This window comes from Vibrio sp. 10N.247.311.13, assembly GCF_041467595.1.
Lineage (GTDB): Bacteria > Pseudomonadota > Gammaproteobacteria > Enterobacterales > Vibrionaceae > Vibrio > Vibrio crassostreae_C.
Genome location: NZ_JBFSUX010000005.1, coordinates 1 through 12,715 on the forward strand (window position 1 = coordinate 1; position 12,715 = coordinate 12,715).

9 protein-coding genes are annotated in these 12,715 nt (G+C 42.4%); 3 read left to right on the forward strand and 6 right to left on the reverse strand.

All coding sequences use genetic code 11. From position 1 onward, the window contains the following. Positions 1-266 precede the first annotated feature (266 nt). Positions 267-2,150 carry a tyrosine-type recombinase/integrase gene (locus tag AB6E52_RS03385; RefSeq protein WP_372189944.1) on the forward strand — a complete coding sequence of 628 codons (1,884 nt, stop codon included), beginning with the start codon at positions 267-269 and terminating at the stop codon, positions 2,148-2,150. A gap of 6 nt (positions 2,151-2,156) precedes the next feature. On the opposite strand, the gene AB6E52_RS03390 is transcribed toward AB6E52_RS03385, so the two are convergent. The 3 genes from AB6E52_RS03390 to AB6E52_RS03400 all read right to left on the reverse strand — a co-directional run bounded on the left by AB6E52_RS03390 (position 2,157) and on the right by AB6E52_RS03400 (position 4,090). Continuing rightward, positions 2,157-2,333 (reverse strand): AlpA family transcriptional regulator, encoded by a 177-nt coding sequence (locus AB6E52_RS03390; RefSeq protein WP_102320127.1) that lies wholly within the window; start codon positions 2,331-2,333, stop codon positions 2,157-2,159. A gap of 129 nt (positions 2,334-2,462) precedes the next feature. Next, positions 2,463-3,593, reverse strand: a complete 1,131-nt coding sequence (gene csm6, locus AB6E52_RS03395) for a CRISPR-associated ring nuclease Csm6 (RefSeq protein ID WP_017071513.1) — start codon at positions 3,591-3,593, stop codon at positions 2,463-2,465. Positions 3,594-3,793: 200 nt separating this feature from the next. Next, positions 3,794-4,090 (reverse strand): hypothetical protein, encoded by a 297-nt coding sequence (locus AB6E52_RS03400; protein ID WP_133151373.1) that lies wholly within the window; start codon positions 4,088-4,090, stop codon positions 3,794-3,796. Positions 4,091-4,303: 213 nt separating this feature from the next. On the opposite strand from AB6E52_RS03400, the gene istA reads away from it, so the two are divergent. Further along, a complete protein-coding gene (gene istA, locus AB6E52_RS03405) occupies positions 4,304-5,836 on the forward strand; it encodes an IS21 family transposase (RefSeq protein ID WP_017101221.1) in 1,533 nt (510 codons plus the stop codon). Between the two features lie 10 nt (positions 5,837-5,846). Continuing rightward, the gene (istB, locus tag AB6E52_RS03410) at positions 5,847-6,587 is read left to right on the forward strand and encodes an IS21-like element ISVch3 family helper ATPase IstB (protein WP_102320125.1); all 741 of its coding nucleotides are present in this window, start codon (positions 5,847-5,849) and stop codon (positions 6,585-6,587) included. 531 nt (positions 6,588-7,118) lie between these two features. Here the strand turns inward: istB and AB6E52_RS03415 are convergent. The 3 genes from AB6E52_RS03415 to AB6E52_RS03425 are packed head-to-tail and all read right to left on the reverse strand — an operon-like array spanning position 7,119 to position 12,713. Beyond that, complete coding sequence (locus AB6E52_RS03415; protein WP_017071517.1) at positions 7,119-8,393, reverse strand: hypothetical protein; 1,275 nt, start codon at positions 8,391-8,393, stop codon at positions 7,119-7,121. Next, a complete protein-coding gene (locus AB6E52_RS03420; protein WP_102320124.1) occupies positions 8,393-9,643 on the reverse strand; it encodes a hypothetical protein in 1,251 nt (416 codons plus the stop codon). The genes AB6E52_RS03415 and AB6E52_RS03420 overlap by 1 nt, the downstream gene beginning before the upstream one ends. Continuing rightward, positions 9,636-12,713: a DEAD/DEAH box helicase gene (locus AB6E52_RS03425; protein ID WP_102320123.1), complete on the reverse strand. Its 3,078-nt coding sequence runs from the start codon at positions 12,711-12,713 to the stop codon at positions 9,636-9,638. The genes AB6E52_RS03420 and AB6E52_RS03425 overlap by 8 nt, the downstream gene beginning before the upstream one ends. Positions 12,714-12,715 lie beyond the last annotated feature (2 nt).

The following is a 12,715-nucleotide window of genomic DNA, read 5'->3' on the forward strand; positions in this document are numbered from 1 at the left end:
TTCCAGCTAAATATCCGTTTAGATTCAAACAGTAATGCTTATCCGAACGGCATTGGCTAATCAGGAGGGGGCTTTTTGAATGGCTTGAAGCCGAAAATAACGCTAGTAAATATCCAGTAGTTTGGGTTCTAGTCAGTTGGATGTATCAATTGCTTTATCGGGGTGACATAGGGAAGAAAGTACTCACTTTTAGTACCATTCGCGATTATGTGAGAACCTTCGCAATCCCATTCATAGCAGAATTCAATTACTGTAACCTATTCACAATGGATGCTCTAGAGTGGGCAGAAAAGTTGAATATCGTTGCGGAGGGAATCAACTCAACTAAAAGGAAACCTTTCGTCCTCTACTTTGCTGATTTTGTCGTGAGTTCTCAAATTGTGCCCGAACTATGCTTCTCTGATTTAGATATAACAACATCTAAATCAAATGTCAGTGCTAACTTAATCACAATGCACGAAGCCGATGCTGTAACATCATTTCTCAACAAAGATAGTTTAGAAGCTGAACTTGCTCTTGTTGTATTTTTACTTGGATTTTACGGCGGCTTGCGTAGAGGCGAAATTGGAGGGCTACAACTTAATGACTTTCATTTGAACGACCACGGCTACCTTCAAGTACATATCAGACTCAATAAGTATCGATCCTTAAAAACTGGAAACAGTGCTCGCAACTTACCACTAGATTGCTTGATGCCCATTCACTGGCAAAAGAAGCTCATATCATTTATCGACAAATCTAAACTTAGCTCTCAAAAGACAAATGCTTTAATTTTTCAGGATCCTAAAAGACTAAAAAACGCATTTACATTACTTACTGTCGTCTTAAAAGAGATCACCCAAGACGATAAACTTAGGTTTCATCACCTACGGCACAGCTTTGCAAATTGGAATTGGTTATTAATCAATTTCAATCGCTACCCTACTAATAACCTCCCTCTGCCATTGCAGCACAATTTCTTCTCGGCAGATAGGCAAAACCAGCTATTTCATCGCTTGGGTATATGCACTAATACAAGGAAAAAGGCATTTGTACTATCACGTTTACTTGGACATGGCACCATTGAAACGACATTCAGCTCTTATATACACCTAGCCGCCCTTCATATTTACTTATTAAATAGGAGGCGAAATGAGTCTCCCCTTCACTTATTGCAGTATAGTATTGATTACACAGTAAAACTCGATAACAAGAGTATGAGGCCAATCCGAAATGGCAAACCGCTGGCTCTTTATCACGACGCATTGCCAATGACTATGGTTGGAAAATCCAAGCCCGACCTTGAACGATCTCTTGAGCTACTTATTAACAAAGAAGAGAGAAAACCTTCGTCGAACAGTGTTCCCATTGCTGACGTTTTTAAATGCATTTCCCTATTAAGTTATGGTTACTCTATAAAACAAGCCGCAGAATTAACAAAGATATCTGCACAGCTCATAACTCGGATTGCACTTAGGCTGGAATCACATGGCGAGATTTACACGAGAAGATCCAAAAACACCCTTCCTGAGTTTTGCGGCATAAACAGGCTAAATCAATATCAAATAGATCAACTCAACTTTTTTATGCAGCAATTTGATAAATCGTTGCAATCAGAGGCGCTACGTAATGCCAAGATCAACCTATCCCAAGTAACCAAAGCGCTTCACCATTGTGTAGGGGCTAAAGGACACTTAGTTCGAACGCATGATATAAAGACCGTCGCATTCTTACTCAAAACCATGAAAGTGATTGGCATTAAGGATGAGCACGTAAGAATTAAATGGCATTTTTCTCATAAACTAGCGTCCGATGAAATAACGATTGATAAAGTCATTTCTCATTACCGATATTGGGAACAGTTAGTACAAAGCCGAGTTGGCTTTAATGCCACAACTATTGAAGCAGTTATCCCACATAGATATGATCGGTTATCTCAAAAAATGACAGCAATTGGTGTCGATATACACCGTTCGGATGAAGCTAAGTTTCTTGGCTATCATGAAAAAGGAAACATTAGCATCCACCTGCTTCAGACCAAAAAAGAGAACCGTGATTCACTCACAAGAGAATTTAGGAAACTGGTGCCGATGAGCCCACAGCGAAGCAGGTCATACATTACCTTTCTTCAATTACTGGATGTTTATTTGGATGTGTTCCCTTTCGACTAGCTGCAATCATCGCTGCTTTACACACTCTTTCATCCACTCTTCTACATCACTGTCGACCCAAGCAACGGCCCTCTCCCCTATAGGTACGGGCTTAGGAAATGAGCCCTCACTCATCTTTCGATAAATAGAAGACCTACTTAAAGCGGTCTTTGTTATAACTTCCTTTATTTTCAGAAATCTCATTGATGTACCTTATTTATGCTTACTCACAAAGAAGATACACCATGCCATCAAAGATCCTATTATCACACCTGCGTTAACGCACTAATGTTAAATGGGTCCAAGGTTTTCAGACCAAACATTTGTTTAGCGTCAGACAACCAGCCCATCTACCTCAATAGTAATACCACTATTGACACTATAACTCGCACCGGCTTTGGCACCATCAGAGTGCACTTTGATTTTTTCCACGATATCTGGAACTAAACGCCCTTCTAACGTTTTATGGAATGCACTTAATGACTGACGTACAAAGTCTTTCGTCAATTTAGGTGTCAATTCAAAATCATTCTGACGCCACTGCCCCTCATCTTCTAAACCCATGCTTTTGTACAAACGCACGTCGGCTTTCATTGAGTCTAATACTTCTAAATATTCACGTGTTTGGTCAACGTCTTCTTCAAATATTCGCCCCAACGTTTCCGTTCTCATGGCTTTTTTGACGAAGAATAAGTAAATCGCTAGCGCTTTAGCTGTAAGTTTTACAGGTACACCAGCCACATCTAATGTCTTATCCTTGGTCGAAATTTTTACTTTAATTTCCGAGCTATGTGCACTATTCAAAGCTGATACAGTTTTTGAAAACGAATGGCTTTGCATTTGGTTGTAAATTGACTCATCAACCTGACGACGCATTCTTACAAACGGGATTTCAGCCAGGGTGACATTAGCGTCCTTGGTGTTTACGACCTTTTTTTTATCTCTCCCGACGATGTACTTGTCGTAAGGAGTTGGGTAATAAAATTCACTCACAAACTCAAAATCATCGTCTACGAACACATGACTCAGCACATCTTGCTCACGGCCATACAAAGACATTGCGTAGCCCATGTAAAAAGCCATTGTCTTTCGGCCGCCAGCAATTGAAGCATGAATCGCAACATCGTCATTACGAGTCAGCTCCTCTACTTTCTGTGTAATAAAGTCAGCCATGACGACTTGGTCTGCTTCGGCCTTTGCATCATCTAACACATTGCCTTCTTCATCAGAGATCAACCAAATATTGTCAGAACTAAACTTAATGTCTGGAAGTTGATAATCTTGTATTAACTTGTTCCAATGACCATCTTGAAATAACCCTTCTTCTAGCGTTAGCTTAGAGTTAGCGGTAGTAATCACAAATACTTCATCAGGCATTGTTTTACCTTGATGATTCAATGCAAACAACGTTTCAGTTAGGACTTGAGGACTTGCGCCTGTTACGGCTACCAAAATATTTTTCAAAATAGGCTCACTAAGTTATTTGGTCTTGTATGAAAAAGAAGGACTTAATAGTTATGCTATCGTCTAGATACCATAAAATTCGTCACCATCTGTTTGGTCTGTTTCCTGATTGATAATCTTTCCACAGCCTAAACACTCTGGAGTTAAGTCAGTTGGCATCATGATTATCAAACCACAATGTGGGCATATATCACCTTGTGTTAGCATACACTCAGCTCCCCAAACGCTACAATGTAGCTACCGCCCCAGCCAGTATTGTGCTCTATACAAACACCATTGCGAACTTTCAGCATGCTACAAAGCTGCTCTACCGTAAGTTCAACATCAGAAATATCAAAGCCAACAGCTTGAGATAATTCATTGTTGATATAAACAAACTCACCAGCTTCTAAACAAAAACCGAATAGAAACGTCGGATCTTCCTCAAGCTTATCCCAACTCTGCACGCCCTCTCCTGCAATTTGAACTCCAGAAAACGGGTGCATATTTCGGAGCATTCCGATCAGTCATTTCGGGATTATCCGATCACCCATTTCGGTTTAAACCGATCACTGATTCCGCGATTATCCGATCACTTTTAGCCTAACTCCGAAATCGGTGATCGGAATAGCGAAAACCGCGATCGGAATGCCCGAAATCCTTCCTTTTTCTCTTTTAAATCAATAGCTCGCTATTCTTTACTTCTTAAACAAGAACGTAAGGAAGCGACAATGGCCAAAAAGAGAACTCCAATGAACAAAATCAAAGAGGTATTACGCCTTAAGTACGACTGCGGTCTCTCCAATCGTGGTATCGCTTCTTGCCTGAAACTCGGCCCGTCCACCATATCGGAACTCCTTACTCGCTTTAAACAAAGCCAACTTGGCTGGCCTCTACCCGAAAGTTGCAGCGATGCTGATCTCACGCAAGCGCTGTATCACGGCAAGAAAGCCAGTCGCGATAAAGTCATGCCAGACTTCACTCAATACGCAGTCGAACTCAGACGTAAAGGCATGACAAAGATGTTGTTGTGGCAGGAATACCATGAGCAATATCAAGAACAAGCTTACGCTTACACTCAGTTCTGCGAGCACTTCACTCGTTGGTTCAAAACTCAAAAGCGCAGCATGCGCCAGCTCCATGTGGCAGGTGACAAGCTGTTTATCGATTACTGTGGGCCTCGGCTTCAAGTGGTCAACCCTGATACAGGTGAAGTGCGCGAAGCAGAAGTGTTCGTGGCGACCTTAGGTGCGTCCAATTACACCTATGTTGAAGCCTTCCCGAGTCAAGGTAAGTCTTACTGGTTAGAGGCGCATGCCAATGCGTTCGAGCACTTCGGTGGTGTACCACAGCTCTTGGTTCCCGATAATCTACGTAGCGCGGTCACCAAAGCCAATCGTTATGAGCCGAGACTTAACGACAGTTATCAAAAACTGGCGAATCACTATCAAACCGCAGTGATGCCAGCTCGCCCTTACAAACCGAAAGACAAAGCCAAGGCAGAGAATGCCGTGCTCCTAGTGGAACGCTGGATCATGATGCGACTACGACATCAAACCTTCCATACCTTCAAAGAGCTGAACCTTGCCATCCGTGAGCTTATGAATGACTTAAACGAACGTGAGATGAAACAGTATGGTGCGAGCCGCAAAGCGCTGTTCGACAAACTCGATAAGCCAGCGTTAAAGCCGCTACCTAAGCAGCGATACCTCTATACCGAAACCAAGCGAGCCAAGGTTGGGCCTGATTATCACATAGAATATCGCCGCCACTACTACTCGGTGCCACATCAACTTGTTGGTCACCATGTCGAACTGGAAGCCTCCAACCGTCTGGTGCAGATCTACCATCAAGGTAACTTGGTAGCCCAGCATCCACGCAGCCAAAGAGAGCGCGGAAACAGCACCCAACCAGAGCACATGCCGAGTAATCATCAACATCAGAAGTGGTCGCCTGGACGCCTGCTCAACTGGGGAGCCAATATCGGCCCAGCCACACGAGAAGTCATCAATAAGATGCTCTACTCCAAGCCTCATCCAGAGCAGTCGTATCGCTCCTGCCTTGGGCTGCTCAATCTGAGTAAAGCGCATGGCGAGTCGCGCTTAGAGCAAGCCTGTAAAGATGCGCTGATGCTGACAAAACCGAACTACACCTTCATCAACAATCTGCTGAAGAACAATCGTGAAGGACAACTGAGCAAAGACAACACGAGCACGCCGAACCTTGTTCACAGCAATGTTCGTGGCCCGAACTGTTATCACTAGGAGAAAGGATATGAACGCACTCAATGACCAACTTAAAACCCTGCGCTTGAGCCATGCGGCGAAAGCGTTAGAGCAGCAACAAGAGCAACTGACCACCTACGCAGAGCTGGACTTCGAGGAAAGGCTAAGCCTACTTCTGGAAAGTGAAATCTTGAATCGCAATCAGACAAAAATCCAACGCTTAAAACGGCAAGCAAAGCTGAGAGTGGATGCCCAGCCGAGCCAACTCATCTACAAAGAGGGACGAAATCTCAATCGTAAACAGATGAGCGAACTGCTAACAGGCAGTTATCTGCATAAGCATCAGAATATCTTGATCACAGGCCCAACAGGTGCTGGCAAAACCTATCTTGGTTGCGCTCTGGCAACCAGTGCCTGCGACCAACAGCAAACCGTCAGGTACTACCGATTAACTCGCCTGCTTGATGACCTGACCGCAGGTCGTCTGGACGGTAGCTATCAAAAGCAACTTCAATCGTTGGCTAAGAAAGCTCTACTACTCCTCGACGACTGGGGGATGGAAAAGCTAACCCAAGAGCATGCAGGTCACTTATTAGAAGTGCTTGAAGATCGTTACCAAAACAGCAGCACGATCGTCATCAGTCAGTTACCTGTAAAGGAGTGGTACAACATGGTCGGTAACGCCACTGTCGCAGACGCTCTAATGGATCGGCTGGTACACAATAGTCATCGAATAGAACTAGGAGGTGAGTCGATGAGAAAACTGGCGCAATCCGATCACTTAGAGTAAAAATAGGAAGAGAGAAAAACGGCAGGATCAAGTGATCGGAATAAACCGAAACGAGCGATCGCAATCACCGAAATACGCAAACGGGGCGAACAGCGGTGTCTCATCACCTTGAATTTTTACCAATTGTATCGTCATATGCGCTAAACCCTTGTTTGTTCGAACGCTATGATAAAAGTTAGATAATTCAGATTGGTATTCTTAAGCTTATGAATGCTCAAAATGAGAAACTCCTTGCGTGTTTGAGCTGAGAGTTTATAGAAAGAGTCATATTTGGGTAAAGTAGCTAAGAAGTTTACTTGCAAAACCTATAGATAAAAGACACTAATCGCACCCTTAGCCACAGTGATACTTTTGTCATATACAAACCAAAAAAGAACAAACTCATTAACAAAACATCCACCAATTGGTTACCAGTTAGCCGTACTAAGCTAATATTTAGTACAGCTATTAAGGCCGAATCAAGAGACACAACCAATACAATGCCGATAATAAGTTCAATTACAAAATTACTGCTCGATTCTGGTTCTCTCATCAATCTTTACTTTTCAAATAACGTTTAAGTGGCGGCCACACCATTACAATCGCGGTAACTAGAGTGATACTTCCAGATATAGCCCAAAAGGTTAGATTCATTTGTTCTTTTGTTAATGCCATAATTGTGGCTATAGAGCTGGCGGGGACGAGCAAAGCAGCCACAAGTGATACTAACAACAAAACCGTGTTGGATGATTCGTCTTTCTCTTGCTTCCATAACGCATGGTTATGCTCCAGCTCGACGAATGCTTTTTGTTCTATTAACTCTAAATCTGCTTGGCAGCACAGATATTGATACAATCTCTCTGCAAAAGGGTAAGTAGAGACATGAGACATTTTATACGATCGTCTAAATAGGGATATCCGTTCGTAAAGCCTCGCTCTTTGTTTGTTCGGGCTTAAAATCATCTCATCTTTAAAACGACCGAGCGTTGTTCGTTGGCAAATTACCGCGGCTAACAAATCAAGATAGTACTGGTTCGTCGCTAAGTTCCAGTTTAGTGATGATTCTCCTGGGGTTTGATCTACAAAAACAAGACGATTCAGATTAAATTGACAGCGCCAATCAGACCAGTAGTGAAATTGGTTCTCGATAAGCCTCTGTTTTTCGTTTTCAGAGAGCTTATACCTAGGGTTAGAAAAATTGATTCCTGCGCTAAGCTCACTCACACAAATAGTGTCAGATTGGTCAAAATCACTTACTTGCTTAATCCAAGAACAACTAACAAGCTCATGACCAAAAGCATCTTCTTCATAGTGGCTGTTATTGCTTAGAGGAAGGCTTAGTAAGTCACTAATGTGTTGCTTTAATCCTTTCTTTTGTTGTTCTGAATCCTCCCATAGACAAACATTATGCCTTTCCGTTCTCGGCTCCCATTGAAAAACAGTTCTATTGAGCTCAGCAATACTAGTTGCACTTAGGTTATCGCTAGATTCAAAATGCAAATAAAGCAGACTCACCTCGCCCATTTGGAGAAGCTGTAGCTTGGTAATACAGACCGAAAATTCGTGATTAAACGATTGTTGATTAGGTACCAAAGATAACAACGGGCTATCACTCAATTTAGCTTCAAACACGTAGCGACCTTGTTTCATTGGCCTTAACAAATCGGCACTAGATCGAGTATAGAAGCGTCTTATATCTTTGATCTCATGATCTTGTAAATCTTCGCTCCAATGTTTCCAATTTCCTGAGTTCACAAGTTCTAAAAATGATTTCTTTGAGATAAAGAGCGGTAAAAATCCCCACCCCTGCCATTTATACTCAGCCATTAAGCTTCAACCGCCTCTGTCTTGGGTAAATTATTACTGATCCTAGCTATAGAATAGCGCTCAGCAAGTACACGTACATGCTCTATCTCTTCCACCGATAGTGTATTTTCAATGTAAGCACTTAGCTTTGAATAAGGTCTTTCGTCTCGAGGAATTCTCATATACGAATCACATAAATCAGTGTACTCCCTTAGGCTAGATGCATCCTTTTGTAACTCTTCCTCAAGCAGACAGTAACGAATGGTCAAGCCAGATATACTTGATAGCCTACCCCAAGCTTTCAAGCCTATAGGCTTAGCAGGTAAAGCTTGAGTCCCACACATAAGGATGGCTTTCTGCCCTGACTCTAACCCTTTTGACAACCAATCGAGATTTGCTCGCGTAATATTGACAACTGGGAGACCGAACTCATCAAGTGTGACTTCTCCATCTCCAAAAGAGACCTTTTGCCTTTGATGAAACTCGTTTAAGTTACCTATGATATTTTCGTCATTTAATGCTGTAACTGTCGCCAATATTCCCTCTAAATCATATTCAACGCAGGTTTCTCCAAATGCCACAATCGCTCTTTGAGGCTTATTTTTGCCGACCAAAAAGACCCGTGTTTGAAGATAACCAGATGAGTACCCAATAATCTCGTCAAAGGATAATGCTTCGTCGGTAATACCAAGTGCTCTTTTCGAACTGACCTTTGATAAGTCTAATCCTTTAAGGTTAACTAATTGAGACTCTTCTAAGATATGGTTCGAGCTAATCGTACGTGTAAAGTCGCTAGAGCGAAGCTTATCTACCTCGGTGTAAGGTAACTTATACGCATCTTTCGGCAGCAGTTGTTCTGAAACAGCACAATAGCGATAGGCTCGCTGCACGGTGCGAATTGGGACACCGTGTTCAAGCGTCTCTTCCCCCAACGCTGTTAATTTAAACCTTCCATCAATAAAAGTAACAAAGGAACGGCCTGCCATTTCACTCAAGTGCTTTGTGACAAGTTTTTCTGCTAAACCAGTCAAAGTTACGATAGATTGAACAGAACTGACACCTTGCTCTATCAACTTGAAGATCATTAAATCTATATCACTTAACTCCTCTCTACTTCGCTCTTTTACCAATATTTTCACATTTAGAATAGGTAACAGACTATCTCGAACATAAAAGAGCGTTTCATCAGATCCGATCTGAGAATTTAGTACTTCAGCGTAACTCTTCAAGACATTGAAGTAAGGATTACTATTTGTTTTCTTTTTAGCCATTTTCACTTACCAACATTGTTTTAGAGCTAGGATTGTGTGTCGTTCTATATTTGTTTTGAACGCTTGGGCGCTTAACGACCTTTTCGTTTGGCAGAAAACGGCTCGCTTGGATTAGCGCCCCTTTCTCATAACACTGACTCTTCAGCAGCACCATCGCTCTCTTGAATTCCACATCATGAGCACTATCTCGGTCTGCACCTTTAGTCAATGTTTGAGAATCACCGATCATTACAAGCTGCTTCTTAGCTCGTGTTTGAGCAACATTAAGTCGGCGCCAATCCGCAAGGAATCCAACCTTACCTTGTCGATTCGAACGCGTGAATGTGAATATGATCAAATCTCGTTCTTGCCCCTGGAAACTATCTACAGAAGCAACCAGTTCATTTAGTGGCATCTTGAGTTCCAGTAGCTCACCACGCTTTTGTTCTCTGCGTATTGCGTTCTGGATGGCTTTCACGTGATTTGCGTAGGGAACAATAACCCCTATCTCTCGGTTCTCAGCAAGTTCTGGCATCTCCTGAATTGAAGACTTAAGAAGCTCAATAACTAGATTTGTCTCACAAACGTTATCTTGCACCACCGCTCTGCCCTCTTCTGATGTCGACTTTTCACCTTTATTTTCTAACCAAGTCGTGTCTATCCAAATCATCGGCTGTGGGCAATATGACAGTAGCGGTTTTTTCTTATCCATACCGACACCAGCAAAATAGTTGCCCTCATAAAAAGCTTCCGAGACAAAATCACTAATAATGGAAGGACAGCGGAATTGTGTATCCAGCATGATTTTTCGGTCGTCCGGAGCGGCATTCCATAGGTGCTCAAACCAACTCAGTCGATAAAGGTCTTTGTAGTCTCCGAAGTCTTTAGCTTCAACTTCTTCCAGTACTTCATCACTGACGACAGGCGGTAACTGCTTATGATCCCCTACTAATATCGCTTTATTGGCTCGGGACAAAGGGACAATCAAGTTGTGGAGTTGTATCTGACCAGACTCATCTACGATCACAACATCAAAGTCGAGTTCTCTAAATAGGGCTTTGGTATTGATACCAATACAAGTAGCACCAACCACGTTTACGTTTTCGATTAAGATTTTATACAGCGCCTGTTGACGCTCGGTTTTCAATTTATTGAACCACTGCGTGAGGTTGCTATGAATACCCGAAACTTTACGCAACAGTTCATCCAATTGAACCAGTTCTAATTTCGTTACTCTGTCCTCAGACTGCCCTGGCAGAACTACCTCATCAACTAGGGAAGTGACCTTTCTAAAGTAAGCATCAATCTGTTGATTACAGCTTTCAATAAGCTGTTGAGCTTCCTCTATAGACTTCTCTGTATTGGCAATAGAGGCCATAGTCGTTGTTCGTGATTCGCTAAGTTTTCCAGACTTTATATGAGAGCTTTCTATACGGCTATTGACTAGATTGGTCTTTTTAGTGTTTATCCATCGAGAAACAGACTTAAAAATCGGCCACTCTTTTTGCTCAATTTCTTTTAATTGAGCATTTAATCGACGAATAACATTGTCGTGAGAAAGAATATGCGATTCTATTTCAGCCAACTCTACGTGTAAGCTTTTCTGCCTATTAATATGATGGATGTGATCACTTTGAGCTTTATCTGCATTATCCATTTTCGCGATAATTTCATTTCTACTCGCAAGCAGTTCATGAATATAAGTGACTTGAGACTCTAGGTTTTTCAGTGTCTCATCGGCTGAACTAAACATACGCGCTTGCAATTCAGCGGCTTTATTATCGAGTGTAATGTCCTCCAAGCAAGAGCTGATTTTATTTTCGTTTCCTATACGTAAACACTCAAAATCGTCTTCTTCAGCCAAACGTTCTAGAACATTGTCGACCGCTTTATTGTTTTGTGATGTCACAAGAACACGTTTACCCTGCGCCGCGAAGTACTTCACCCACTGAAGAATAACCGTGGTTTTACCTGTGCCCGGAGGCCCTAGAACCAAAGTGTAATCATTACTACCAGCACCACTATCAATCGCTTTAACTTGCGACGGTGTCGGCGGGAATTTACTTGGAGGTAATGGAACCTTAACTGGGGTAAGAGGCTCATGTTGATACACTTTAGCGGCTAAAGGTAACAACCATGGGTTTTTGGATGACTCAGACTCTAAAGAATCTACAACGGAGTTTCTTACCTTCTTTAACGTCGGTAGAGCCGCAATAGCCAAAAGCGCTTGATCTGGTATTTGTGAATTTAACGCTTGTTTCTCGATGCTAACGTGAATGATAGGTTCATTCTCTACAGGGGTGAGATCCGCCACCTCTAATAATATATCTGTTGGCTCTCGCATTTCGTCGAGCATTTCAAGCAGCGTTGGTTGTACTTCAAGTAAGCGGGAATAATCGAATTCATCCAACGTAATTTCATAGTGAAGACGGTAGGTTGTTCGCTCACTTCGAGCACTGATAGAGGTCGCATTGAAAGGCATACATTGCTGAGCCGCAATTCTTTCGAGTTCATACTCAGAGTCAATGAAACAGCGCAACACATCGACCATCTCTTGCTCTTCGCAGCAAAGCGCCTCCTCTTCTGCTTGTTCTGGTTCTAGCTCTTCGCCCTCCACATTCCATGGAGAATTGATTGCATCGAGTAACTCGGTTGCGTACAAGCCATACTTAAACCTAATATCACGAGCTTCCAATCCATTGCCAAATTCGCGGCCAGTCAGAAACTCAATACCATCGAATTCAAGCAAAGTCCCGTGCTCCAGCATACGCTGACGGTCTTGGTTGTTGGCATAATAAATGCGACTCACCCAAAGCCTAGGTTTTTCTTCACTTTTGGCAACATTAATTGTGATTTTATATTTACCAATAAGTAAGGTAACGATGACGGTATCTTTCGGCTTAAATGAAGAAGCCCAAGCTTTATTAGTTGACTTTAGTTGGCTTATAACCGCCTCTTGCCCTTCACCATTGTCAGGCCAGTTTTTATCCAGATAATTATTTTCCAAACGATACAGTAGAGGAAGAACAGAACCATATTTAGCTGATTTATCTTCCGGCCAAAAAGGCACGGTTTGATTGTATGCAGTCATTA